Annotated in this window: 23 protein-coding genes and 2 pseudogenes; 16 read left to right on the forward strand and 9 right to left on the reverse strand. The window is 53.6% G+C overall.

The annotated features are described in order from the left end of the window. Window positions 1–224 precede the first annotated feature (224 nt). From purL to MON37_RS07290, 4 genes and pseudogenes are all read left to right on the forward strand, one after another. The gene (purL, locus tag MON37_RS07275) at window positions 225–4,121 is read left to right on the forward strand and encodes a phosphoribosylformylglycinamidine synthase (RefSeq protein WP_039410194.1); all 3,897 of its coding nucleotides are present in this window, start codon (window positions 225–227) and stop codon (window positions 4,119–4,121) included. Between the two features lie 73 nt (window positions 4,122–4,194). Beyond that, window positions 4,195–5,202 carry an IS5 family transposase gene (locus MON37_RS07280; RefSeq protein WP_242883552.1) on the forward strand — a complete coding sequence of 336 codons (1,008 nt, stop codon included), beginning with the start codon at window positions 4,195–4,197 and terminating at the stop codon, window positions 5,200–5,202. A gap of 447 nt (window positions 5,203–5,649) precedes the next feature. Beyond that, window positions 5,650–6,459 carry an HNH endonuclease gene (locus tag MON37_RS07285; protein ID WP_039409810.1) on the forward strand — a complete coding sequence of 270 codons (810 nt, stop codon included), beginning with the start codon at window positions 5,650–5,652 and terminating at the stop codon, window positions 6,457–6,459. 160 nt (window positions 6,460–6,619) lie between these two features. Continuing rightward, window positions 6,620–6,733 (forward strand): annotated as a pseudogene (locus MON37_RS07290) (IS5/IS1182 family transposase); the annotation flags it as partial. A gap of 147 nt (window positions 6,734–6,880) precedes the next feature. Here MON37_RS07290 and pyrC read toward each other — a convergent pair. The 3 genes from pyrC to MON37_RS07305 form a co-directional block, all read right to left on the reverse strand. Beyond that, window positions 6,881–7,915 carry a dihydroorotase gene (gene pyrC / locus MON37_RS07295; RefSeq protein WP_003741827.1) on the reverse strand — a complete coding sequence of 345 codons (1,035 nt, stop codon included), beginning with the start codon at window positions 7,913–7,915 and terminating at the stop codon, window positions 6,881–6,883. Between the two features lie 70 nt (window positions 7,916–7,985). Beyond that, window positions 7,986–8,588, reverse strand: a complete 603-nt coding sequence (locus MON37_RS07300; RefSeq protein WP_039409813.1) for an NMCC_0638 family (lipo)protein — start codon at window positions 8,586–8,588, stop codon at window positions 7,986–7,988. 13 nt (window positions 8,589–8,601) lie between these two features. Beyond that, window positions 8,602–8,826, reverse strand: coding sequence for a sulfurtransferase TusA family protein (locus tag MON37_RS07305; RefSeq protein WP_009311572.1), 225 nt, complete (start codon window positions 8,824–8,826; stop codon window positions 8,602–8,604). Between the two features lie 108 nt (window positions 8,827–8,934). Here MON37_RS07305 and MON37_RS07310 point away from each other — a divergent pair, with 108 nt between their 5' ends. Continuing rightward, complete coding sequence (locus MON37_RS07310; protein ID WP_039409827.1) at window positions 8,935–9,546, forward strand: CNP1-like family protein; 612 nt, start codon at window positions 8,935–8,937, stop codon at window positions 9,544–9,546. 74 nt (window positions 9,547–9,620) lie between these two features. Here MON37_RS07310 and MON37_RS07315 read toward each other — a convergent pair whose 3' ends face one another. From MON37_RS07315 to MON37_RS07325, 3 genes are read right to left on the reverse strand one after another with little or no spacing between them, the layout of a single operon-like run. Continuing rightward, the gene (locus tag MON37_RS07315) at window positions 9,621–10,397 is read right to left on the reverse strand and encodes a TatD family hydrolase (RefSeq protein ID WP_039409816.1); all 777 of its coding nucleotides are present in this window, start codon (window positions 10,395–10,397) and stop codon (window positions 9,621–9,623) included. Between the two features lie 4 nt (window positions 10,398–10,401). Further along, window positions 10,402–10,758 carry a PilZ domain-containing protein gene (locus MON37_RS07320; protein ID WP_003760734.1) on the reverse strand — a complete coding sequence of 119 codons (357 nt, stop codon included), beginning with the start codon at window positions 10,756–10,758 and terminating at the stop codon, window positions 10,402–10,404. Window positions 10,759–10,777: 19 nt separating this feature from the next. Then, window positions 10,778–11,755: a DNA polymerase III subunit delta' gene (locus MON37_RS07325; RefSeq protein ID WP_039409819.1), complete on the reverse strand. Its 978-nt coding sequence runs from the start codon at window positions 11,753–11,755 to the stop codon at window positions 10,778–10,780. 285 nt (window positions 11,756–12,040) lie between these two features. Between MON37_RS07325 and MON37_RS07330 the strand changes: the two genes are divergently transcribed. From MON37_RS07330 to MON37_RS07370, 9 genes and pseudogenes are all read left to right on the forward strand, one after another. Next, entirely contained in the window at window positions 12,041–12,271 is a 231-nt protein-coding gene (locus MON37_RS07330; RefSeq protein ID WP_019270290.1) for an NGO_0222 family membrane protein, read from the forward strand. 153 nt (window positions 12,272–12,424) lie between these two features. Beyond that, window positions 12,425–13,054 (forward strand): DUF1269 domain-containing protein, encoded by a 630-nt coding sequence (locus tag MON37_RS07335; RefSeq protein ID WP_039409821.1) that lies wholly within the window; start codon window positions 12,425–12,427, stop codon window positions 13,052–13,054. 130 nt (window positions 13,055–13,184) lie between these two features. Continuing rightward, window positions 13,185–13,398: pseudogene (locus tag MON37_RS07340) on the forward strand (HI_0552 family protein); the annotation flags it as partial. A gap of 139 nt (window positions 13,399–13,537) precedes the next feature. After that, window positions 13,538–13,768 (forward strand): NGO_0222 family membrane protein, encoded by a 231-nt coding sequence (locus MON37_RS07345; protein ID WP_019270288.1) that lies wholly within the window; start codon window positions 13,538–13,540, stop codon window positions 13,766–13,768. A 9-nt stretch (window positions 13,769–13,777) separates the two neighbouring features. After that, window positions 13,778–14,371, forward strand: a complete 594-nt coding sequence (gene rdgB / locus MON37_RS07350) for an RdgB/HAM1 family non-canonical purine NTP pyrophosphatase (protein ID WP_039409824.1) — start codon at window positions 13,778–13,780, stop codon at window positions 14,369–14,371. A 132-nt stretch (window positions 14,372–14,503) separates the two neighbouring features. Continuing rightward, entirely contained in the window at window positions 14,504–15,469 is a 966-nt protein-coding gene (locus MON37_RS07355; protein ID WP_242883583.1) for an IS30 family transposase, read from the forward strand. Between the two features lie 49 nt (window positions 15,470–15,518). Continuing rightward, window positions 15,519–16,694: a radical SAM family heme chaperone HemW gene (gene hemW, locus MON37_RS07360; protein ID WP_039410282.1), complete on the forward strand. Its 1,176-nt coding sequence runs from the start codon at window positions 15,519–15,521 to the stop codon at window positions 16,692–16,694. A 178-nt stretch (window positions 16,695–16,872) separates the two neighbouring features. Next, the gene (locus MON37_RS07365) at window positions 16,873–17,262 is read left to right on the forward strand and encodes a RidA family protein (protein WP_003766974.1); all 390 of its coding nucleotides are present in this window, start codon (window positions 16,873–16,875) and stop codon (window positions 17,260–17,262) included. An 80-nt stretch (window positions 17,263–17,342) separates the two neighbouring features. Continuing rightward, window positions 17,343–18,173: a symmetrical bis(5'-nucleosyl)-tetraphosphatase gene (locus tag MON37_RS07370; protein ID WP_003756961.1), complete on the forward strand. Its 831-nt coding sequence runs from the start codon at window positions 17,343–17,345 to the stop codon at window positions 18,171–18,173. A 202-nt stretch (window positions 18,174–18,375) separates the two neighbouring features. On the opposite strand, the gene tal is transcribed toward MON37_RS07370, so the two are convergent. Then, the gene (tal, locus tag MON37_RS07375; RefSeq protein ID WP_039410285.1) at window positions 18,376–19,431 is read right to left on the reverse strand and encodes a transaldolase; all 1,056 of its coding nucleotides are present in this window, start codon (window positions 19,429–19,431) and stop codon (window positions 18,376–18,378) included. A 135-nt stretch (window positions 19,432–19,566) separates the two neighbouring features. Between tal and MON37_RS07380 the strand changes: the two genes are divergently transcribed. Both MON37_RS07380 and MON37_RS07385 read left to right on the forward strand, forming a co-directional pair. Continuing rightward, a complete protein-coding gene (locus MON37_RS07380; RefSeq protein WP_039410287.1) occupies window positions 19,567–20,541 on the forward strand; it encodes a KpsF/GutQ family sugar-phosphate isomerase in 975 nt (324 codons plus the stop codon). An 88-nt stretch (window positions 20,542–20,629) separates the two neighbouring features. Then, complete coding sequence (locus MON37_RS07385; protein ID WP_039410289.1) at window positions 20,630–21,889, forward strand: RsmB/NOP family class I SAM-dependent RNA methyltransferase; 1,260 nt, start codon at window positions 20,630–20,632, stop codon at window positions 21,887–21,889. Between the two features lie 457 nt (window positions 21,890–22,346). Here MON37_RS07385 and scpB read toward each other — a convergent pair whose 3' ends face one another. Together scpB and MON37_RS07395 are read right to left on the reverse strand one after the other, a co-directional pair. Next, the gene (gene scpB, locus MON37_RS07390; RefSeq protein ID WP_039410291.1) at window positions 22,347–22,958 is read right to left on the reverse strand and encodes an SMC-Scp complex subunit ScpB; all 612 of its coding nucleotides are present in this window, start codon (window positions 22,956–22,958) and stop codon (window positions 22,347–22,349) included. Between the two features lie 200 nt (window positions 22,959–23,158). Continuing rightward, window positions 23,159–23,779, reverse strand: coding sequence for an HI_0552 family protein (locus MON37_RS07395; RefSeq protein ID WP_039410292.1), 621 nt, complete (start codon window positions 23,777–23,779; stop codon window positions 23,159–23,161). Window positions 23,780–23,878 lie beyond the last annotated feature (99 nt).

A 23,878-nucleotide genomic window follows, 5' to 3' on the forward strand; every position in this document is an offset into this window, starting at 1 on the left:
GTTGCTTCCTTCTACTTCCTGCAATTTTCCACATACCCGACTTTCGACGAAAATCAGAAAAACAGATAAAGCCCTTATTCCTTAATATTTTCAGACGACACGCACATTCCCACCGACCGCAGGTCGTCTGAAAAATTGTCAACATTTTCACCCAAATTACCAAGCAACCCAGACCCATTCGGCGTATAATACAGCCTTTCCCAACCGCATTTGTGAGCTGAATCATGTCTGTTGTTTTGCCCTTGCGCGGCGTTACCGCCCTTTCCGATTTCCGTGTTGAAAAACTCTTGCAAAAAGCGGCCGCACTCGGCCTGCCCGAAGTGAAACTGAAAAGCGAATTTTGGTATTTTGTCGGCAGCGAGAAAGCACTGGATGCTGCGACTGTTGAAAAACTGCAAGCCTTGTTGGCGGCGCAAAGCGTTAAAGAAACGCCCGAAGCGCGCGAGGGCTTGCATTTATTTTTGGTAACGCCCCGTTTGGGTACGATTTCGCCGTGGGCTTCCAAGGCGACCAATATCGCGGAAAACTGCGGTTTGGAAGGCATAGAGCGCATCGAACGCGGCATGGCGGTATGGCTGGAAGGTCGTCTGAACGACGATGAGAAACAGCAATGGGCAGCGTTGCTGCACGACCGCATGACCGAATCCGTGCTGCCCGATTTTCAGACGGCCTCCAAATTATTCCACCATCTCGAATCCGAAACTTTCTCCACCGTCGATGTTTTGGGCGGCGGGAAAGAGGCTTTGGTCAAAGCCAATACCGAAATGGGTTTGGCACTCTCCGCCGACGAAATCGATTATCTGGTTGAAAACTATCAGGCTTTGCAGCGCAATCCGTCCGATGTGGAGCTGATGATGTTCGCGCAGGCAAACAGCGAACACTGCCGCCACAAAATCTTCAACGCCGATTTCATCCTCAACGGCGAAAAACAGCCGAAATCCCTCTTCGGTATGATTCGCGACACGCACAACGCGCATCCCGAAGGCACGGTCGTTGCCTATAAAGACAATTCGTCCGTGATCGAAGGCGCGAAAATCGAGCGTTTCTATCCGAATGCGGCGGAAAACCAAGGCTACCGTTTCCACGAGGAAGACACGCATATCATCATGAAAGTGGAAACGCACAACCACCCGACTGCCATCGCGCCGTTTGCGGGCGCGGCAACGGGCGCGGGCGGTGAAATCCGCGATGAAGGCGCGACAGGCAAAGGTTCGCGTCCGAAAGCGGGCTTGACCGGCTTTACCGTCTCCAACCTGAATATCCCTGGTTTGGAGCAGCCTTGGGAACAAGCCTACGGCAAACCCGGCCATATTGCTTCCCCTTTAGACATCATGATCGAAGGCCCGATCGGCGGCGCAGCGTTCAACAACGAATTCGGCCGTCCGAACCTCTTGGGCTACTTCCGCACTTTTGAAGAGAAGTTTGACGGTCAGGTTCGCGGCTACCACAAACCGATTATGATTGCCGGCGGTTTGGGCAGCATTCAGGCACAACAAACACACAAAGACGAAATCCCCGAAGGCGCGTTGCTGATCCAACTGGGCGGCCCGGGTATGCTTATCGGCTTGGGCGGCGGCGCGGCTTCTTCGATGAATACCGGCACAAACGACGCGTCTTTGGACTTCAACTCCGTACAACGCGGCAACCCCGAAATCGAACGCCGCGCGCAGGAAGTAATCGACCGCTGCTGGCAGCTCGGCAACAAAAACCCGATTATCTCCATCCACGACGTCGGCGCGGGCGGTCTGTCCAACGCCTTCCCCGAACTCGTCAACGATGCCGGACGCGGCGCGGTATTCAAGCTGCGCGAAGTGCCGCTGGAAGAACACGGCCTCAACCCGCTGCAAATCTGGTGCAACGAATCGCAAGAGCGTTATGTGTTGTCGATTTTGGAAAAAGATTTGGACACCTTCCGCGCCATCTGCGAACGCGAACGCTGCCCGTTTGCCGTAGTCGGCACGGCGACCGACGACGGTCATTTGAAAGTACGCGACGACTTATTCTCCAACAATCCTGTCGATTTGCCGTTGAACGTTTTGCTCGGCAAACCGCCTAAAACCACACGTACCGACAAAACGGTTACGCCGTCTGAAAAACCGTTTAACACCAGCGATATCGACATTACCGAAGCCGCCTACCGCGTTCTGCATCTGCCTACCGTAGCCGCTAAAAACTTCCTGATTACCATCGGCGACCGCAGCGTCGGTGGCATGACCCACCGCGACCAAATGGTCGGCAAATACCAAACCCCCGTAGCCGACTGCGCCGTTACCATGATGGGCTTCAACACCTATCGCGGCGAAGCGATGAGCATGGGCGAAAAACCGACCGTCGCCCTGTTTGACGCGCCTGCCTCGGGCAGAATGTGCGTCGGCGAAGCCATCACCAACATCGCGGCGGTCAACATCGGCGACATCGGCAACATCAAGCTCTCCGCCAACTGGATGGCGGCGTGCGGCAACGAGGGCGAAGACGAAAAACTCTACCGCACCGTCGAAGCCGTTTCCCAAGCCTGTCAGGCATTGGATTTGAGCATTCCCGTGGGCAAAGACAGCCTGTCGATGAAAACCGTTTGGCAGGACGGCGAAGAGAAAAAATCCGTCGTCTCGCCGTTGAGCCTGATTATTTCCGCGTTCGCGCCAGTTCAAGACGTGCGCAAAACCGTTACGCCCGAATTGAAAAACGTCGAAGACAGCGTATTGCTGTTTGTCGATTTGGGCTTCGGCAAAGCGCGTATGGGCGGCTCGGCGTTCGGTCAGGTGTACAACAACATGAGCGGCGATGCGCCCGATTTGGACGATACAGGTCGTCTGAAAGCGTTTTACAACGTGATTCAGCAACTTGTCGCCGAAGACAAACTTTTGGCGTATCACGACCGCAGCGACGGCGGTTTGTTTACCACGTTGATGGAAATGGCGTTTGCGGGGCGTTGCGGATTGAATGTGGATTTGACTTCACTGGTTGCCAACCAAGCCGACGTCAACGAAGCCAGCATCCGCGCATTGTTCAATGAAGAACTGGGCGCAGTGATCCAAATCGCCAAACAAGATGTTGCGGCAGTAGAAGCCTTGTTTAAAGCGGCAACGCTGCCCTTGCATACCGTTGCCACCATCGGTTCTGACGAAAAAATCGTTATCCGCAATCAGGCAGGCATCGTGTTGGAACAAACCCGCGCCGACCTGCAACGCGCATGGCAGGAAACCAGCCACGCCATCCAAAAACTGCGCGACAACCCCGCCTGCGCCGACAGCGAGTTCGCCCTGATTGGCGACAACGAACGCAGCGCATTGTTTGCCGACGTGAAATTTGACGTGAACGAAGACATCGCCGCGCCTTTCGTCAACAGCGGCGCAAAACCCAAAATCGCCATCCTGCGCGAACAGGGCGTGAACGGGCAAATCGAAATGGCCGCCGCCTTCACCCGCGCCGGATTCGATGCCTACGACGTGCATATGTCCGACCTTATGGCAGGCCGCGTCCACCTTGCCGACTTCAAAATGCTGGCGGCGTGCGGCGGCTTCAGCTACGGCGACGTACTCGGCGCGGGCGAAGGCTGGGCGAAATCCATCCTGTTCCACCCCGCCTTGCGCGACCAGTTCGCCGCCTTCTTCGCCGACCCGGACACGCTGACATTGGGCGTGTGCAACGGCTGCCAGATGGTCAGCAACCTCGCCGAAATCATCCCCGGCACGGCAGGCTGGCCGAAGTTCAAACGCAACCTGAGCGAACAGTTCGAAGCGCGCCTGAGCATGGTTCACGTTCCCAAATCAACCTCCCTGATCCTGAACGAAATGCAGGGCTCCAGCCTGCCCGTCGTCGTCAGCCACGGCGAAGGCCGCGCCGACTTCGCGCTTCACGGCGGCAAAATTTCAGACGGCCTCGGCATCGCGCTGCAATACGTCGACGGACAAAACCAAGTTACCCAAACCTACCCGCTCAACCCGAACGGCTCGCCGCAAGGCATCGCTGGCGTCACCAACGCCGACGGTCGCGTCACCATCATGATGCCCCACCCCGAACGCGTGTACCGCGCCACGCAAATGAGCTGGAAACCGGAAGACTGGACGGAACTGTCCGGCTGGTACCGCCTCTTCGCCGGAGCAAGGAAGGCGTTGGGTTAACCGGCAGGCTGAGACCTTTGCAAAATTCCCCAAAATCCCCTAAATTCACACCAAGACATTTAGGGGATTTTCCATGAGCACCTTCTTCCGGCAAACCGCACAAGCCATGATCGCCAAACACATCGACCGCTTCCCATTATTGAAGTTGGATCAGGTGATTGATTGGCAACCGATCGAACAATACCTGAATCGTCAAAGAGCCCGTTACCTTCGAGACCACCGCGGCCGTCCCGCCTATCCACTGTTGTCCATGTTCAAAGCCGTCCTGCTCGGACAATGGCACAGCCTCTCCGATCCCGAACTCGAACACAGTCTCATCACCCGCATCGATTTCAACCTATTTTGCCGTTTTGACGAACTGAGCATCCCCGATTACAGCACCTTATGCCGCTACCGCAACTGGCTGGCGCAAGACGACACCCTGTCCGAATTGCTGGAACTGATTAACCGCCAACTGACCGAAAAAAACCTAAAAGTAGAGAAAGCATCCGCCGCCGTCATTGACGCCACCATTATTCAGACCGCCGGCAGCAAACAGCGTCAGGCCATAGAAGTCGATGAAGAAGGACAAGTCAGCGGCCAAACCACACCGAGTAAAGACAAAGATGCCCGCTGGACAAAGAAAAACGGTCTCTACAAACTCGGTTACAAACAACATACCCGTACCGATGAGGAAGGCTATATCGAGAAACTGCACATCACCCCCGCCAATACCCATGAGTGCAACCACCTGTCGCCTTTGCTGGAAGGCATTGCCGAAGGTACGACCGTCTATGCCGATAAAGGCTACGACAGTGCGGAAAACCGGCAACATCTGAAAGAACATCGGTTGCTGGACGGCATTATGCGCAAAGCCCACCGCAACCGTCCGCTGACGGAAGCGCAAACCAAACGCAACCGATATTTGTCGAAGACCCGTTATGTGGTCGAGCAAAGCTTTGGTACGCTGCACCGTAAATTCCGCTACGCCCGGGCAGCCTATTTTGGTCTGCTCAAAGTGAGTGCGCAAAGCCATCTGAAGGCGATGTGTTTAAACCTGTTGAAAGCGGCTAACAGGCTAAGTGTGCCTGTTGCCGCCTAAAAGGCGGCCCGGATGCCTGATTATCGGGTATTCGGGGAGGATTAAGGGGATATTTGGGTAAAATCAGGAGCAATTAGGGGCGGAAATAGACGAAAACCTGTGTTTGGGTTTCGGCTGTCGGGGGGAAGGGCTTTTTTGCAAAGGTCTCAGGCTGATTTGATTCGGCTTTAAAGAAAAGGTCGTCTGAAAACGATTTAGCGAAACCTGCTCTATCTGTTTTCAGACGACCTTTATATGTTCTTTTGCGTATAAGACCGAGCCGACTGCCGTCATTCCCGCGCAGGCGGGAATCCAGACCCCTGCATTTCAGAAATATTTAAAGATTACTGTAAATCCAAACTTCTGGATTCCCGCCTGCGCGGGAATGACAGCCTAGATTTTTTGTCTCGAACCTATATATATACAAATACACTTAATTGAATTTATAGAAAAGATTTGGAGAATCTTATGTCTGACATAGTAATTTTTGAAGATATGCCAAATGATGCTGCTTTTATTGAATGGCTTAAGAACAACCAAAATGGTTTTGTACTAAACATAAACAAAAAAGGTAAAGTCTCCCCTATATACCCTAAATTACACAAAGCTAGTTGTAGTAGCTTTCCAATTGAAAAAAAAGACAAAAATTGGACAACAAAAGCTTCAGACTATTTCAAAGTTTGCTCAAACTCAATCGAAGAACTTGAACAATGGAGCTGGGTCAAATATCAAAAAGGGCTAAATCCATGCAGAATCTGTAAGGAAAAAGGATTACCGGTAGAACAGCTCACAGGAATACAAAATTTTCAGGTAACTTCTGCCCTATCCTTAAAATCTGATATATACAAACTCGAAAAACGTTTAGCCTCCGAGACCAATTCAAACAAGCGAACCGAAATTGAAACTTTGATCAAAGCCCGTTTAGGGCAAGGCAGATTCCGGCAAAAACTACTCGAACTGTATCCGAACTGCCCGCTAACAGGTCTAGATGTTCAGTCTTTACTTATTGCCAGCCATATTAAACCTTGGAGCAAGTGCAACAATGAAGAGCGTCTAGACCCCTCCAATGGTCTGATGCTCGCACCCAATATCGACGCATTATTCGATAGCGGTCTGATTACGTTTGAGACCGACGGTACGATAAAAATCAGTCCGAAAATCGATCTGAAAAATCAAAAGCGGCTTGGGATTTCTTCCGATATGAAATTGAAAATTCGACCGAAAAGCAAAAAATATTTCGAGTATCACCGCAACCACGTTTTCCAAAAAGAAGAATAGATAGTGTTGAACAGTCCGTTGATTTAAGGTCGTCTGAAAACGATTTAGCGAACCACTCTATACCTGTTTTCAGACGACCTTTTTGCGTTCTTTTGTATACGAATACTAACCAATTACCGTCATTCCCGCGCAGGCGGGAATCCAGACCTCTGCATTTCAGAAATATAGTGGATTAAATTTAAATCAGGACAAGGCGACGAAGCCGCAGACAGTACAAATAGTACGGCAAGGCGAGGCAACGCCGTACTGGTTTAAAGTTAATCCACTATACTTAAAGATTACTGTAAATCCAAACCTCAAGATTCCCACCTGCGCGGGAATGACGATGATTGAATATTTCCCATTTGAATTCACCATCAAACCAAAATGCCTGCCCTTTTTCGGGCAGGCATTTTCATACGTCAGTTCAATCAGGTTCGGCTCAATATTTGACTGTCCAGCCTATCTCGCCGCCCGCGCGCATTGGGACGAGTTCGCCGTCGCCGTAGGGGACGCTTGCGGGGACGGTTTGGCTTTGTTTGACGAGGGTGATCGTGTCGGCGTTTTCGGGAATGCCGTAGAACCTTGCGCCGTTTTTCGAGGCGAAGGCTTCGAGTTTGTCCAATGCGCCTGCTTTTTCAAACACTTCGGCGTAAAGCTCGATGGCGGTCATGGCGCTGAACATGCCGGCGCAGCCGCAGGCGTTTTCTTTGGCGGATTTGGCGTGCGGCGCGGAGTCGGTGCCGAGGAAGAATTTGTGTGCCTTCTCGCCGGTAACGGCGGCGACCAATGCCTGACGGTGGGTCTCGCGTTTGAGTACGGGTAGGCAGAAATGATGGGGGCGTACGCCGCCGACCAAGAGGTCGTTGCGGTTGAGCAGGAGGTGTTGCGGGGTAACGGAGGCGGCAACGTTGTCGCCTGCTTCCAAAACAAGGCGGGCGGCTTCGGCGGTGGTGATATGTTCGAACACGACTTTGAGATTCGGCACTTGCGCCAAAACGGGTTTCATCACGCGCTCGATAAAGGCGGCTTCGCGGTCGAAGATGTCGATTTCGGGGTCGGTTACTTCGCCGTGAACGAGGAACAGGATGCCCTGTTTTGCCATTTCTTCCAAAACGGGTATGAGTTTGAACAGGTCGGTTACGCCGGAATCGGAATTGGTCGTCGCACCTGCGGGGTAGAGTTTGAAGGCGACGATGCCGGCGGCTTTGGCTTCGCGCACCAGCTCGGGTGTGGCTTGGTCGGTCAGGTAAAGCGTCATCAACGGCTCAAACGCGCTGCCTTCGGGCAATGCCGCCATGATGCGCGCTTTGTAGGCAAGCGCGTCGGCTACGCTGACGACGGGCGGCTTGAGGTTGGGCATGATGACGGCACGCCCCATCTGGCGGGCGGTATAGGGGGCAACGGCTTTGAGCGCGTCGCCGTCGCGCAGGTGCAGGTGCATATCGTCGGGGCGGATGATGGTCAGGGTTTGCATGAGTGTTCCTTTTTAGATTTTTGGGTTTCAGACGACCCCTTGATGTTCCCTTAAAGGTCGTCTGAAAAGGCTATTGCACAAGGACAGGCTTGCCGTTGTAGGACTGATGCGTCAGGTAAAACACCGCCTGCACGGGCAACTGGTCGGACGGGGTGGTTTTGACGGTCAGCAGGGTTTCTTCCGGGCTACCCGACGCGCGCCACGCATAAGAAAGCTGACGGATCGGAACCGGCGATTCAGAGGCTTGATCGGTGCGCAATTCGTTGTTCAAACCCTTCGGCGGGTTTTCGACCAGCACCATAAACTGCTTGCGTATCAAGTTTTCGTCCGCCCGCGCCGTCTTCACGCTGCAACTGTCGCCGGTCAGGCTCAAATAATAATCCGCGCCGTCCTGCGTTTTCTTCCAAACGGCAAGCGCATCCAGCTCGATGAAACCTGCGGGCAGCCTGCCGATTTCTTCCGCGTTCAAAGCCGTCAACTTTTCATTATCGGCAAAAGAGCGCACTCTATCGGCAGCCCCGTCAAAAGCGACGCAGCCTTGACGGAACAATTCCGCCGCCGCGTTCGCACGATCCGCCATCTGCTCGGGCGGCACTTCCTCCCTGCCGCACGCCGTCAATAAAACGGAGAAAGCGGCAAGCGTCAAAAGCCTTGAAATCGGACGTTTCGCCATTTTCAGACGACCTCTATTTATGTTTCACGACCAGCGTGAACACGCCGTCTTCTTCGCGCGATTCGAGCAAGACATGCCCGGTCTGGCGGCAGAAAGCCTCAAAATCGCCGGGCGCGCCGCCGTCGGTCGCCAACACGGTCAGGACTTCGCCCGCCTCCATTTGCGCCAAGGCTTTTTTGGTTTTCAAAATCGGCAAAGGGCATCTGAGCCCCTTCAGGTCTAAGGTGTGTGCGTTCATATTTTCGGATGTTCCGTTAACAGGATTAACATGAATTATACCGTACTTACTTGCACCCCACCCCGCCGAACCCATAAAATAAAGCCGTTTTTCACTTTGGAGCACACCATGCGCCGTCTCGCCCTCCTAACCCTCTGCCTCGCCGCCACGGCAGTCAACGCCGCCGGATTCAGCGAAAAAGATACCCCCTTCAACACACGCTACAAAGAAAGCCCCGAAGAAGCCGCAGCCCGCGAGTTCGCCGAACAAAAAACCGCGCTCCCGCCGCTGCCCGACACCCAATCCGGCGACTGGTTCGACCTCTACGTCAGCGAAGACTACGGCAAACAGCCCAAAATCCTCCTCAGCAGCCTGCAAATCATGCCCTCTCCCGACGGCAGCATCCGCTACATCCTCAACGTCCGTTCCGACAAAGGCCATGACAACCTGACCGTCGAAGGCCTCTTCTGCGCCCACTCTTCCTTCACATATGGCAAAGACAAACGCTCGTCTTATAAAGTGTTCGGCTACGGCGACACCGTCAACCGCCGCTGGATCGAGCCGCGCAAAGCCGAATGGAAACCCATAGGCTCAACCTTCAACAAAAACGACGCAATGCGTGCCGTCCTCTACCAGGCCTTCTGTGTCGACGGTGTACCGAACACCACCGAAGGCCTGGTCAAACGCCTCAAAGAACGCGCCGGACGCTACGCGCCGAAGATGGTGCGCCACGACAAATAAGCAAGCCGTTTGACGGTTTCAAACATCAAAAAAGGTCGTCTGAAGCATTTTCAGACGACCTTTTTCCATTCGAATCAAACACGGATGTCGGGTACTTTATTGAACAAACGATAGAAATTGTCGCTAGTGTAAGCGGCAAGCGTTTCTACGGGTTCGCCGCGCAGTTTCGCCACAAATTCGGCAGTATAACGGACATAGGAGGGTTCGTTAGGCTTGCCGCGTTTGGGAACCGGAGCGAGAAACGGGGCATCGGTTTCAACCAGCATTCGATCTACAGGGACGTATTTGGCAGCTTCCTGAATTTGCGGGGCATTTTTGAAGGTAACAATGCCGGAGAAGGAAATGTATAGCCCCAAATCTAAAGCAGCTTTGGCGAAAGCAGTATCTTCGGTGAAGCAGTGGATAACGCCGGAGTTGGTTTGACCTTCTTTCAGAATCGCCAAAGTATCGGCGGCGGCATCGCGGGTATGAACAATCACGGGCAAACCGCCTTCGTTGGCGGCTTGAATGTGTTCGGCGAAGCGGCGGTGCTGCCATGCCAGATCGCCTTTGCACCAGTAATAATCCAAGCCCGTTTCGCCTATGCCGACGACTTTCGGGTGTTTTGCCGCTTCTACCATTTCAGCGACGGTAAATTCTTCGGCTTCTTGACTGTCGGGGTGGACGCCTATGGTGCAGTAAATCTGTTCATTGGCTTGGGCAATGCTGAAGACTTCGGCGAAACTCTGTTTGCTCACGCTGATGGCAAGCGCCTGCTTGACGCTTTGTTCTTCCATGTTGGCGAACACTTCAGGCAGGCGGTTGCTTAAGCCTTCGAAATTGAGGTGGCAGTGCGAATCGATTAAATGCATGATTTTAAAGCGTGAAGGTAACGCGGTCGCTGCGCAGTTTCGGTCCCAGCTCGCCTTCAATCAGGGTTTTCGCCTGAAGGCAGCTTTCGTGTTCGGAAAATGCCAGCCCGACGCCTTTAGGACGGTGTGCGGAAGTACGGGCGGGATTGATCCAGACGACTTTGGTAGGCAGGAAGCGTTTGGGGTAATCGGCGATTTCAACGGCGAGCAGGATGTCTTCGCCCAATGAAAATACGTCTTCGGTCGGAACGAAAAGTCCACCGTGTTCGAGAAACGGCATATAGCAGTTGTAGAGCAGGGTCGGGTCTTTAAGCTGCAACGCCATCATTTTCGCCGGAATGTCTTTATTGTTGTTTACCATTTTGTTTTACCTTATCTGATTATTTGTTTTGCCAAAATTCGAGATATTCAGTCAGCAGATACTCAAGCTGCATTTTAACACTCAAGGTGTGGTATCCGTAAGGGCTGAGTGCGTTCAGACGACCCGTCAGCGCAAACAGGCGGCGCGGATCGGTTTTGGAAGCCGTCTGCGACAATGCCTGCGCGTAATCGGGATAATAAAGCGGCGGCATTTGTTGTTGCGCCAAGCCGACATCCAACAGCCATTTTTGCATCCAATCGATGAAGACTGCCAACGGCTGTTTGTGTTTGTCAAACGCAGCGGCGTAGTCGAGTATCGTCAACAGACGCGGTGCGGCAAGCAAAGTGAGCAGTTCTTCGCGCAAGTCATCCATTTCGGGCGTATGGGCAAACAAAGGCGCACCGCTGTGAAAAGCCAGCAAAGATTCCGCATCACCTACACCCTCTTTCCGAAGATATGCCAAAGCTTCATCACGTGAAGGTGCGGGCAGAACCATCTGGCGGCAACGGCTTTTAATGGTCGGAAGAAGCTTGTCGCGTGCATGCGTAACCATCAAAAAAACAACGTGTTGCGGCGGCTCTTCCAAAGCTTTGAGCAAGCCGTTTGCCGCCTGTACGTTCATACTTTCAGCGGGATGCACCAATACCACCCGCAATCCTCCGCGCACAGCCGTCAGATAAATATTTTCCACAATATCGCGCACGGCATCGATTTTAATCTGCAACAATTTTCGCCCGACCGCACCGTCTTCGGGGATTTCAGGAGTGAGTTCGTAAAAATCGGGATGGCTGTTTTGCAAAAACAAATGACACGAAGCGCATACGCCGCAAGGCTGATGATCTTCCCGAGGCGATTCGCACAGCAAAGCCTGCGCCACAAACCGTGCAAACGCTGTCTTACCGGTGTTTTCCTTGCCGGTAAACAGCCAAGCGTTCGGACGGTTTTCCCAATGGCCGGCAAGCTGCCGCCACTGGTTTTGATGCCACGGATAAATCATATCGGGAAGTACAAGCGTTTGAACAAAAGCGTGATTATACAGGGAAATGTTAGAGGTCGTCTGAAAAGCGGCTTCCGTTGCAGACGACCTTACCGGATGTGCATCATTTTTAAGCAACATGATTTTTTGTTTGTATATCAATCGTCAAACCAATTTATACACAGGCTGTTCACACAGTTTGCCTGACAAAATGTGTATCACAACAAAACCCGCGGGACACTTTTTTCAAATTTCAAACAACAGCCTGCGCTATAATCCGCCTCATTCACTTTCACCCTTTCAATCATGAACCGACAAAAAACCTACCTCCTGCTGACCGCCCTGTTCACCCTGATTTTCATCGCACTCATCATGCTCGGCGGCTACCTGCTTTCCATCCAAAGCAAACAGTTCGCCGTCGCCGCCTTCCTGTTCGCATTCGGCGCCGTCTTCGCCCAAATCGGCAGCCTCGCCCTCTACATCCGCCACAAAGCCCGCGCACAAATCATGCGTGAGCAACAAACCGAATCCCATTAAGGCTGGGTATTGTTCGTTATCCATTTGCCGGTTCTACAGGCTTTACATAGGTAAAGTTCTGTTTGCCGCATTGCTCCCCCCCCCTTGCAATTTACACTGACACCGCATACAACTTGTATGTTCTTAAATCTTTCAACCCACGGGAGTAGACTTATGAAACAAAACATCATCGTTGTCTTATTCAACATCTCCAGCGAAGCTTATCAAGCCTTTTCTGAATTGAAAGCTTACTCGCAGACAACAGATACTTTGGTGGCACAAGCCGTTTTGGTTAAAAAGGAAAATGACCTGATTATCCCAGCAGAAAGCACCGACTTTACCGCCAATACGGTCGAAGGCACATGGACGGGCGGCCTCATTGGTTCACTGGTCGGCATTCTCGGCGGTCCTATCGGTGTTCTGTTGGGTGGAGCTACTGGCGCACTCATCGGCAGTGATGCAGGTACTGCCCAAACATTGGAAGAGGGGGCGTTGCTGGAAAATACAGCCAAAAAACTGGATAACGGCAGTACTGCAATCATTATTTTGGCGCAAGAATCCGACGAGGCTGTATTGGATGCTTTCTTCCACCGTTTCAAAACCGTTATTCTCCGGCAAGATGCAGTCGTTGCCCAACAGGACGTATTGGCAGCAATAGAAGCGCAGGAAGAAGTGGCACGTCAGGCACACGAAGCTTGGAAAAAACAGCGCAAAGCCGAACGCAAAGAACGCAAAGAGATAGTGGAAGCCTTCAAGGCCGACATCAAACAAAAATTCGACGAATTGGCAGCCAAGTTGAAATAACACTGCCACCAACCCAAGGTATGTAACCGCTCAAATTTTCCGTTTCGGATGCATGCCAAACCGGTTTGAGGCTACCTGAAAATCTATTTTTCAGGTAGCCTCTCCCTTTTTCATGCCCCGCCAAACCATCATGCTCACCCCGCAAAGCTGCGACCTATTCCAACGCCCATTTTTCCAGTTCGCCCAAATCCGCCAATACCAGCCCGAAACCGAAGCGCAAACCAAGCAAGGCCGACTACAAAGCCGCGTGGCAAGTGTGGCGCACGTTGGTTTTACAGGTAGCCTCACAACTGGGCGCGGGCTTTGCCCCGCCGCATATCGAACGCTGGTGCAACGGCTGGCAGCGCGACCTGGCTAGTCGAAACCCTGCACCGCCTGCTGCCAGTGTACGAAGCCTGCCACAATGTGCGGCTGTGAGCGGAAGCAAGCTTCCCCCATCTGCCGTTAAGGCTACCTGAAATCTAAAAGAAACAAACAAAACCAATGACCAAACGCCGAACCTTCCTCATTCTGACCGTCCTCTTCACCCTGCTCTTCATCGCATTGGTAACGTTGGGCGCCTACCTGCTTTCCATCCAAAGCAAACAATTCGCCGTCGCCGCCTTCCTATTCGCCTTCGGCGCCGTCTTCGCCCAAATCGGCAGCCTCGCCCTCTACATCCGCCATAAAGCCCGCGCACAAATCATGCGCTCGCAACAAACCGAACCCCATTAAGGAAAACCCATGTTCGACAAAATCGTCCTCGCCAGCGGCAACGCAGGCAAACTCAAAGAATTTTCCCGCCTCTTCGCCGATTTGAACATCGAAGTCCTGCCGCAATCCCAGTTCGACACGCCCGAATGCCCCGAGCCGTACCGCACCTTCGTCGAAAATGCGCTCGCCAAAGCCCGCCACGCCGCCAAACACAGCGGCCTGCCCGCGCTCGCCGACGACTCCGGTATCTGCGCCGCCGCATTAAACGGCGCACCCGGCGTCCTCTCCGCCCGCTATGCCGGAGCCAATCCCAAATCCGATGCCGCCAACAACAAACGCCTTTCAGACGACCTCGCCGACAAAGCCGACAAAAGCTGCTACTACGTCTGCGTGCTCGTCCTCGTCCGCCACGAAAACGACCCGCAACCCATCATCGCCGAAGGCATTTGGCACGGACAATGGCAGGCAGAAGCCGCAGGAACCCACGGCTTCGGCTACGACCCTCATTTCTACCTGCCCGAACACAACTGCACCGCCGCCGAGCTTGACCCCGAAATCAAAAATGCCGAAAGCCATAGAGGGCAGGCGTTGCGGGAATTGTTGAGAAAAATTGAAGCCTTATAAATTTATAAATTAATAACAGGTCGTCTGAAAAAATTTCAGACGACGGCGGATTCGCATTTGAAGTGCAACTTTCCATAACAGAAAAAGGCCAGTATGCGGTAGCATACGGCCTTTCCTGCAAGAAAGATTGCCATGAGCTACACACAACTGACCCAAGACGAACGATACCATATCCAATACCTGTCCCGCCACTGCACCATCGCCGAAATCGCCAAACAGCTCAACCGCCACAAAAGCACCATCAGCCGAGAAATCAAGCGGCACTGCATCCAAGGACAGCAATACAGCGCCGAAAAAGCACAGAAGCAAAGCCGGCTGACCAAACAGCACCGGCGAAAACCCTATAAGCTCGATTCGCAGCTGGTTCAACACATCGACACCCTTATCCGCCGCAAACTCAGTCCCGAACAAGTATGTGCCTACCTGCATAAACACCACGGGATCACACTCCATCACAGCACCATTTACCGCTACCTTCGCCAAGACAAAAGCAACGGCGGCACTTTGTGGCAACACCTCAGAATATGCAGCAAACCCTACCGCAAACGCTACGGCAGCACATGGACCAGAGGCAAAGTGCCCGACCGCGTCGGCATAGAGAACCGACCTGCTATCGTCGACCAGAAAACCCGCATCGGCGATTGGGAGGCCGACACCATCGTCGGCAAAAATCAGAAAAGCGCGTTATTGACCTTGGTCGAACGCACTACCCGCTACACCATCATCTGCAAATTAAAGAACTTAAAAGCCGAAGACACTGCCCGGGCGGCCATTAGGGTATTAAAGGCATATAAAGCCAGAGTCCACACCATCACCATGGATAACGGCAAAGAGTTCTACCAACACACCAAAATAGCCAAAGCCTTGAAGGCGAAAACCTATTTTTGCCGCCCTTACCATTCTTGGGAGAAAGGGCTGAATGAGAACACCAATGGACTCATCCGGCAATATTTCCCCAAACAAACCGATTTCCGAAACATCAGCGATCGGGAGATACGCAGGGTTCAAGATGAGTTGAACCACCGGCCGAGAAAAACACTTGGCTACGAAACGCCAAGTGTTTTATTCTTAAATCTGTTCCAACCACTGGTACCCTAGTGTTGCACTTGAAATCCGAATCCAAGGACCTCAATCCCTAAAACACACCATGACCCAAATCACATTCTCCCAAGCCGGACAGCTCACCGCCCTGCCGCCACTGTCGCTCTATATCCACATCCCGTGGTGCATCAAGAAATGTCCGTATTGCGACTTCAATTCCCACAGCCTGAAAAACGGATTGCCCGAAGACGCCTATATCGACGCGTTGCTGACCGACTTGCAGCTTGAATTGCCGAATATTTGGGGCAGGCCGGTGGAAACGATATTTTTCGGCGGCGGTACGCCCAGCCTGTTTCAGGCGGAATCGATTGACCGTTTGTTAAGCGGCGTGCGTTCGCTGTTACGCTTGCAGCCGGAAGCGGAAATTACGTTGGAGGCCAATCCGGGCACGTTTGAAATCGAGAAGTTTCAAGGATTTAAAGACGCGGGTATCACGCGGCTTTCTATTGGCGTGCAGAGTTTCAACGACGATATGCTCTCAAGGCTGGGGCGCGTCCACAACGGCAAAGAAGCCTTAACCGCCATAGCTACCGCCTTGAAATTATTTGATAAAGTCAATATCGACTTGATGTATGCCCTGCCGAACCAGACCGTTCAGACGGCATTGGACGACGTGCAAACCGCCATCGCCACGGGTGCGACCCACATCAGCGCGTATCATCTGACGATGGAGCCGAACACGCCGTTCGGTCATACGCCGCCGAAAGGTTTGCCGCAAGACGAAGCCGCCCTCGACATCGAAGACGCGGTACACGGCGCGCTGGAAGGCGCGGGTTTTATCCACTACGAAACATCGGCTTTTGCGAAACCCGCCATGCAGTGCCGCCATAATTTGAACTACTGGCAGTTCGGCGATTATTTGGGCATAGGCGCGGGCGCACACGGCAAAATTTCCTACCCCGACCGCATTGAGCGCACCGTCCGCCGCCGCCATCCCAACGACTACCTCGCCTTAATGCAAAGTCAGCCAAGTGTTGCCGTCGAACGCAAAACCGTTGCCGCCGAAGATTTGCCGTTCGAATTCATGATGAACGCCCTGCGCCTGACCGACGGCGTACCCGCCGCGATGTTGCAGGAACGCACAGGCGTACCCGCCGCCAAAATCATGGCGCAAATCGAAACGGCAAGACAAAGAGGTTTGCTGGAAACCGACCCGACCGTGTTCCGCCCGACCGAACGGGGACGGTTGTTTTTAAACGATTTGTTGCAATGCTTTTTGTAAGATTGGATTTTTTCAGACGACCTTGATACACCAAACCGTAACATCCGCAGACTGCCGCTTCATTAAGGTCGTCTGAAAATATCCATACCCTACACAATCACTCGGTTTTATACGATAATCGACACCGTTTTCATCAAAGTTCCCATCTTTCAGACGACCCCGACAACAGGAGAAAATCATGTCCAAAACCATCATCCACACTGACAAAGCCCCTGCCGCCATCGGCGCATACAGCCAAGCCGTACGCGCGGGCGACACCGTTTACATGAGCGGTCAAATCCCCCTCGATCCCGCCACCATGACCGTTGTCGGCAACGGCGACTTCCGCACCGAAGCCCGCCAAGTCTTTAAAAACCTGCAAGCCGTTGCCGAAGCCGCGGGCGGCACGCTGGGCGACATCGTCAAACTCAACGCCTACCTGACCGACCTCGCCAACTTCGCCGTCTTCAACGAAGTCATGGCAGAATTCATCCAAGAACCCTTCCCCGCCCGCGCCGCCGTCGGTGTCGCCTCCCTGCCCAAAGGCGTGCAGGTCGAAGCCGAAGCCGTGCTGGTACTGAACGCATAAGACACGCAACCCGTTTTCAGACGACCTCCCACAAGCCAAAGGTCGTCTGAAACACCACACACTATCGGACAATAACAACAATGGCACACTACGCAATCGGCGATATTCAAGGCTGCTTCGACGAACTCACCCTTTTGCTCGACAAAATCAACTTCAACCACGGTACAGACACCCTCTGGCTCGTCGGCGACATCGTCAACCGCGGCCCCAAATCCCTCGAAGTCCTCCAATTCTGCATGGAACACGAAAGCAGCGTCCGCATGGTTCTCGGCAACCATGACCTGCACCTGCTCGCCGTCGGCTACGGCGAAGGCACCGTCAAGCGCAGCGACACCATCACCCCCATCCTCCAACATCCCGACAGCAAAAAAATGCTCGAATGGCTGCGCTTCCAGCCCCTGCTGATTAAAGGCGTGCGCCATGTTATGGTTCACGCCGGCATCCTGCCCCAGTGGACCATCGCCCGCGCCGAACTGCTTGCCAGCGAAACCGAAGCCGAACTGCGCGGCAAAAAATACAAAAAGTTTTTCTCCAAAATGTACGGCAACAAACCCGCCGAATGGCGCGACGATCTGACCGGCTACGACCGCCTGCGCATGATTCTCAACGTCTTCACCCGAATGCGCGCGCTGACGCTGAAAAACGAACTCGATTACGACTACAAATCCACCCTCAAAAAAATGCCCCCGAACCTGCGCCCTTGGTTCAAAGCCCCCGACAGGCAAAACCTCAGCCACACCATCGTCTTCGGACACTGGTCTTCGCTGGGTTTTATGAACACCGACAACATCCTCTCCCTCGACACCGGCGCGCTTTGGGGTGGCGAACTGACCGCCATCAACCTTGCCGACCACAGCATCACCCAAGTCCCTTCCCTTGGTGGTTTGGACTGGAAAACGGCTTTGAAATAATTCATATAGTGGATTAACTTTAAATCAGGACAAGGCGACGAAGCCGCAGACAGTACAGATAGTACGGCAAGGCGAGGCAACGCCGTACTGGTTTAAAGTTAATCCACTATAAAAATGAAAAAGGTCGTCTGAAAACCAAAATTCAGGTTTTCAGACGACCTTTTATATCGACGAACCGCAAGCCTTACCTGCGGTTTGACAATCAAGCCAGCGGGGCGAGCAGTTTGTCAAAGGCTTCTTCAAATTGTTTCAAACCGTCTTCCTGTAAGCGGTTGGCGAGGGTTTCTACGTCTATGCCGATCGCGGCGGTTTCGGCAAGCTGCGCTTGTGCTTCTTCTACGCCTTCGGTCAGCGTAGATTTGGCTGTACCGTGGTCGATGAAGGCTTTGAGGGTGGCGTCGGGAACGGTGTTGACGGTGTGTGCGCCGATCAGGCTGTCAACGTAGAGCGTGTCGGGATAGGCGGGGTTTTTGACGCCTGTGGATGCCCATAAGAGCTGTACGCGGTTTGCGCCTTTGGCCTCCAGCGCGGCAAATTCGGGGCTGCCGAAGTATTGCGCCCAGTCTTGGTAGGCGGCTTTGGCAAGGGCGATGGCGATTTTGCCTTTGAGGTGGTCGGGCAGCGTTGCGTCCAGCGCGCCGTCCACGCGGGAGATGAAGAAGCTGGCGACGGCTTGGATATGTGCAACGCTTTGTCCGGCTGCCAAGCGTTTGGCGATGCCACGCGCGTAGGCTGCGTAGGCTTTGAGGGTTTGGGCGCGTGAGAACAGCAGGGTCAGGTTCACGCTGATGCCGTCGGCGATGAGGGTTTCGAGTGCTTCGATGCCTGCGTCGGTGGCGGGGACTTTAATCATGGCGTTTTTACGCGCGATGGCGGCATGGAGGCGGCGGGCTTCTTCTACCGTGCCTTGTGCGTCTTTGGCAAGCTCGGGGGAAACTTCGAGGCTGACGAAACCGGTTTTGCCGCCGGTGGATTCGTGTTCGGCAAGGCAAACGTCGCAGGCTGCCTGTACATCGGCAATCGCCATGGTTTCGTAGCGTTGTTTGGGGCTGAGGTCTTGCTGCTTGAGGGCGGCGACTTCATCGGCGTAAAGCGCGTCGCCGGCAAAGGCTTTTTGGAAGATGGCGGGATTGGAAGTGACGCCGCACACGCCTTGTTTCAGCATTTGCGCCAATTCGCCGCTTTGTACGAGCGAGCGGGAAAGGTTGTCCAGCCAGATTTGTTGTCCTAATGCTTTAACGTCCGATAAAATAGTCATCTCTGATTCCTTTAAATATAGGTTATTTGCGAAGCAGGCGGTAATGCTACCCCTATTCGGCAAATTTGGATAGTTTATTAGGGCATTTAATGATGTCCAAAACGATATAAAACGAACACAAAAAGGCATGAAATTATGGCAGGAAACGGTCAATATCTCGATTGGGCGCGCGAAGTGTTGCACACCGAAGCGGAAGGCTTGCGTGAAATTGCGGCGGAATTGGACGAAAACTTCGTCCTTGCGGCAGACGCGCTGTTGCACTGCAAAGGCAGGGTCGTCATCACAGGCATGGGCAAGTCGGGACATATCGGGCGCAAAATAGCGGCGACCATGGCTTCAACCGGCACACCCGCGTTTTTCGTCCATCCTGCGGAAGCGGCGCACGGCGACTTGGGCATGATTGTGGACAACGACGTCGTCGTCGCAATTTCCAATTCCGGCGAAAGCGACGAAATCGCCGCCATCATCCCCGCGCTCAAACGCAAAAACATTACCCTCATCTGCATTACCGCCCGCCCCGATTCGACCATGGCGAGCCATGCCGACATCCACATCACCGCGTCAGTTTCCAAAGAAGCCTGCCCGCTGGGACTTGCCCCGACCTCCAGCACGACCGCCGTTATGGCTTTGGGTGACGCATTGGCAGTCGTCCTTTTGCGCGCCCGCGCGTTTACGCCCGACGATTTCGCCTTGAGCCACCCCGCCGGCAGCCTCGGCAAACGCCTGCTTCTACGCGTTGCGGACATCATGCACAAAGACGACGCCCTGCCTGCCGTCCGACTCGGTACGCCCTTAAAAGAAGCCATCGTCAGCATGAGCGAAAAAGGCTTGGGCATGCTGGCGGTAACAGACGATCAAGGTCGTCTGAAAGGCGTATTCACCGACGGCGATTTGCGCCGCCTGTTCCAACAGCGCGACCGTTTTGACGGACTGACCGTCGATGAAATCATGCACCCCTCCCCCAAAACCATCCCCGCCGAACGCCTCGCTACCGAAGCACTGAAAGTCATGCAGGCAAACCATGTGAACGGGCTTTTGGTAACAGACGCCGACGGCGTGCTGACCGGCGCGCTGAATATGCACGATTTACTGATGGCGCGGATTGTGTAGTCCAAGCAGGTCGTCTGAAACCTGATTCAACGTTTTCAGACGACCTTTCCAGTATAATCCAAGCCTTTCCCCCGATTGCGAACCCACCATGACCCCGATCCAAATCGACCATACCACCAAAGTTCTGGCCGAAATGCTGACTTTCAAACAGCCTGCCGATGCCGTTCTGTCCGCCTACTTCCGCGAACACAAAAAACTCGGCAGACAAGACCGCCACGAAATCGCCGAAACCGCCTTCGCCGCCCTGCGCCATTATCAAAAAATCAGTACCGTCCTGCGCCGCCCGCATGCCCAGCCGCGCAAAGCCGCACTTGCCGCGCTCGTCCTCGGTAGAAGCACCAACATCAGCCAAATCAAAGACCTGCTCGACGAAGAAGAAACCGAGTTCCTCAGCAGCCTCAAAGCACGCAAACCCGAATTTTCAGACGACCTCCATACCGCCGCCGAATTGCCGCAATGGCTGGTGGAGCAACTGCAAAAACATAACAGCGACGAAGAAATCCTCGCCTTCGGCCGCAGCACCAACCAAGCCGCGCCGCTCGACATCCGCGTCAACACGCTCAAAGGCAGACGCGACAAAGTGCTGCCCCTGATTCAAGCCGAAAGCCCCGATGCAGAAGCCACGCCCTATTCCCCTTGGGGCATCCGCCTGAAAAACAAAATTGCCCTCAACAAACACGAATTGTTTTTAGACGGCACGCTGGAAGTCCAAGACGAAGGCAGCCAGCTCCTCGCCCTGCTCGTCGGCGCCAAACGCGGCGAAATCATCGTCGATTTCTGCGCCGGCGCAGGCGGCAAAACCCTCGCCGTCGGTGCGCAAATGGCAAACAAAGGCAGAATCTACGCCTTCGACATCGCCGAAAAACGCCTTGCCAACCTCAAGCCCCGCATGACCCGCGCCGGACTGACCAACATCCACACCGAACGCATCAGCAGCGAACACGACAGCCGCATCTCCCGCCTCACCGGCAAAGCCGACCGCGTTTTGGTCGATGCCCCCTGCTCCGGCTTAGGCACGCTGCGCCGCAACCCCGACCTCAAATACCGCCAATCGCCCGAAACCGTCGCCAAACTTTTGGAACAGCAACACAGCATCCTCGATGCCGCCGCCAAACTGGTCAAACCGCAAGGCAGGCTGGTTTACGCCACTTGCAGCGTGTTGCCCGAAGAAAACGAAATGCAGGTCGAACGCTTTTTGGAAGAACACCCGGAATACGAACTCCTCGACTGCGCCGAGCTGCTCGCCGGTTTGAAAATCGATTTGAACACCGGCAAGTACCTGCGCCTCGATTCGGCAAAACACCAAACCGACGGATTCTTCGCCGCCGTTTTGCAACGCAAGGAATAAATGTTCAAACAAGGCGTAAACACACGAAAGTCGTCTGAAAAACCGGATTCGGGTTTTCAGACGACCTTTCTCAATTCAGCCAAGCCGTAGCTTGAACTTTGCCTGCAAAATCAGCCAAGCAAATTTGGAATCGGACAATCAAGTTTTTTAGCGGGAAAACCTACGCTACATTTTGTGGCTATCGCAAACATACTTAACTTTGAATGCAGTATGTCGTCCAATTCCGTCATTCCCCCGCAGACGGGAATCCATCGTAAAACGTAAGAAACCTTGATTTGAAGAACAGTTTCTGAATTTCAAAAATGGACTCCCGCCTGCGCGGGAATGACGGCTGACGACGGATCTCGTATTAAAACCAATACCTCAGGTCGGCATTCATGCCCGACCTGCATATGGCAAAGCAACGCCCAAAACACGAAAGGTCGTCTGAAAACCCTTTCAGACGACCCCTCCCAATTCAGTTGACCAACCTGCCTGCATTTTCAGACTCTTCCGCAGGCTCTTCCTCATCGCCCGTCGGCGGCGTTTCCACCAAATCGGGCAACACCAATTCACCCAACTCGGTCAATGGCGGCAGCTCTTCCAAACTGTCCAACTGCAAATCGCTCAAAAACGTTGCCGTCGTCGCCCACAATGAAGGCCGCCCGACCGAATCACGATGCCCGATCACTTCAATCCAGCCCCTGTCCTGCAAAGTCTGCATCACGTTCTGCGACACCGCCACGCCGCGTATGCCCTCAATGTCGCCTCGCGTCACCGGCTGCTGGTAGGCAATAATCGCCAGCGTTTCCATTACGGCGCGGGAATAGCGCGGCGCACGCTGCTCCTGAAGGCTGCCCAGCCGCTCGAATGCCGCCTGAGCAATCTGAAACCGCCAGCCCTCGTGCGTATGCACCAGTTGCAACGCCCTGCCCTGCCAACGTGTTTTCAACTGCGCCAATACATCGATTAATTTGTCCTGCGACAGCGGCGGCACACACAATTCGCGCATGGATTTTTCGTTTAGGGGTTCGGTTTGGGTCAAAAGCGCGGCTTCGATGAGCGCGTCGGGAGGGAGTTTTTCGTTCATAATTTAAGATTGTTGCTCGATATAACAAGTTTTCAGACGACCGCCAAGTGCTTAAAGGTCGTCTGAAAAACGGAAACAGCAGGATAGGTTTGACAGGTCAAATTTAAATGAAGTACCTGTTTCAGCCTCCCATCTGCGTGGGATTGACGATGTGTGTTTTTCCTATTTTAACCTGCGGCACATTCGGACAGAAACCGTCTTTATGCCCCATGACAGGCTTCGTAAAGCGGCAGCAAATCTTCCACCGTTTCAACTATCCATTTTGCTACATCCTGTTTGCCCAAATCGTCGCGTTCGATGTGTTTGCCGATGCAGAAAAAGTCTTCGCCGTTTTGCAATCTTCGGTCGGATTCGCTTTGCTGTGCGACGGTGCGGTAGTCGTCATATTCGCTTTCCGCGCCGTGCCACATATCGAATGCGGCGTATTTTTCGGTATCGAAATTGTCCAGCCAGCGGTTGTACTCGGGCAGCGCAATCGGCGACACGTCGGCTTTGTAGCAGTGCCAGTCTAGGCTGACGCTCAGGCGGCGGCGGTTCAATAAAATCGATAAAATCGCGGCGGAATTTTTGTATTGGGCGTATTTGAAGTAGGCGAAGAAATGGGCGCGAACCTGCCAGCCGTTACACCAGCGTTCGATATGCGGCGGGGCGAAAGGTTCGCCCAAATCTGCGGCGACCTGCTGTATCAGCTGCTGCCATATCTGCCAGTTTTCCTTGTAGTCGGCTTTGATTTGCGGAATGCTCTCGGGCTGGTATTTTTTGAGCTGGGCAAACTGGAAAAACGGGATATTGAACAAATCGCAGCTTTTTGGCGTCAGCATGGTTTGCTTCCTTTTCAGACGACGTTGTTGGTTTGCGGGAAGATACTGGGGTCGTCTGAAACTCTGTTTTCAAGTTTTCAGACAACCTTTGTTTGAAGA

It is taken from the genome of Morococcus cerebrosus (assembly GCF_022749515.1).
Taxonomy (GTDB): domain Bacteria; phylum Pseudomonadota; class Gammaproteobacteria; order Burkholderiales; family Neisseriaceae; genus Neisseria; species Neisseria cerebrosa.

What these genes read in the sequence shown, in the direction of transcription:
- purL (WP_039410194.1), top strand. Translation starts at nt 225, where the DNA reads ATGTCTGTTGTTTTGCCCTTGCGCGGCGTTACCGCCCTTTCCGATTTC.
- MON37_RS07280 (WP_242883552.1), top strand. Translation starts at nt 4,195, where the DNA reads ATGAGCACCTTCTTCCGGCAAACCGCACAAGCCATGATCGCCAAACAC.
- MON37_RS07285 (WP_039409810.1), top strand. Translation starts at nt 5,650, where the DNA reads ATGTCTGACATAGTAATTTTTGAAGATATGCCAAATGATGCTGCTTTT.
- pyrC (WP_003741827.1), bottom strand. Translation starts at nt 7,915, where the DNA reads ATGCAAACCCTGACCATCATCCGCCCCGACGATATGCACCTGCACCTG.
- MON37_RS07300 (WP_039409813.1), bottom strand. Translation starts at nt 8,588, where the DNA reads ATGGCGAAACGTCCGATTTCAAGGCTTTTGACGCTTGCCGCTTTCTCC.
- MON37_RS07305 (WP_009311572.1), bottom strand. Translation starts at nt 8,826, where the DNA reads ATGAACGCACACACCTTAGACCTGAAGGGGCTCAGATGCCCTTTGCCG.
- MON37_RS07310 (WP_039409827.1), top strand. Translation starts at nt 8,935, where the DNA reads ATGCGCCGTCTCGCCCTCCTAACCCTCTGCCTCGCCGCCACGGCAGTC.
- MON37_RS07315 (WP_039409816.1), bottom strand. Translation starts at nt 10,397, where the DNA reads ATGCATTTAATCGATTCGCACTGCCACCTCAATTTCGAAGGCTTAAGC.
- MON37_RS07320 (WP_003760734.1), bottom strand. Translation starts at nt 10,758, where the DNA reads ATGGTAAACAACAATAAAGACATTCCGGCGAAAATGATGGCGTTGCAG.
- MON37_RS07325 (WP_039409819.1), bottom strand. Translation starts at nt 11,755, where the DNA reads ATGATTTATCCGTGGCATCAAAACCAGTGGCGGCAGCTTGCCGGCCAT.
- MON37_RS07330 (WP_019270290.1), top strand. Translation starts at nt 12,041, where the DNA reads ATGAACCGACAAAAAACCTACCTCCTGCTGACCGCCCTGTTCACCCTG.
- MON37_RS07335 (WP_039409821.1), top strand. Translation starts at nt 12,425, where the DNA reads ATGAAACAAAACATCATCGTTGTCTTATTCAACATCTCCAGCGAAGCT.
- MON37_RS07345 (WP_019270288.1), top strand. Translation starts at nt 13,538, where the DNA reads ATGACCAAACGCCGAACCTTCCTCATTCTGACCGTCCTCTTCACCCTG.
- rdgB (WP_039409824.1), top strand. Translation starts at nt 13,778, where the DNA reads ATGTTCGACAAAATCGTCCTCGCCAGCGGCAACGCAGGCAAACTCAAA.
- MON37_RS07355 (WP_242883583.1), top strand. Translation starts at nt 14,504, where the DNA reads ATGAGCTACACACAACTGACCCAAGACGAACGATACCATATCCAATAC.
- hemW (WP_039410282.1), top strand. Translation starts at nt 15,519, where the DNA reads ATGACCCAAATCACATTCTCCCAAGCCGGACAGCTCACCGCCCTGCCG.
- MON37_RS07365 (WP_003766974.1), top strand. Translation starts at nt 16,873, where the DNA reads ATGTCCAAAACCATCATCCACACTGACAAAGCCCCTGCCGCCATCGGC.
- MON37_RS07370 (WP_003756961.1), top strand. Translation starts at nt 17,343, where the DNA reads ATGGCACACTACGCAATCGGCGATATTCAAGGCTGCTTCGACGAACTC.
- tal (WP_039410285.1), bottom strand. Translation starts at nt 19,431, where the DNA reads ATGACTATTTTATCGGACGTTAAAGCATTAGGACAACAAATCTGGCTG.
- MON37_RS07380 (WP_039410287.1), top strand. Translation starts at nt 19,567, where the DNA reads ATGGCAGGAAACGGTCAATATCTCGATTGGGCGCGCGAAGTGTTGCAC.
- MON37_RS07385 (WP_039410289.1), top strand. Translation starts at nt 20,630, where the DNA reads ATGACCCCGATCCAAATCGACCATACCACCAAAGTTCTGGCCGAAATG.
- scpB (WP_039410291.1), bottom strand. Translation starts at nt 22,958, where the DNA reads ATGAACGAAAAACTCCCTCCCGACGCGCTCATCGAAGCCGCGCTTTTG.
- MON37_RS07395 (WP_039410292.1), bottom strand. Translation starts at nt 23,779, where the DNA reads ATGCTGACGCCAAAAAGCTGCGATTTGTTCAATATCCCGTTTTTCCAG.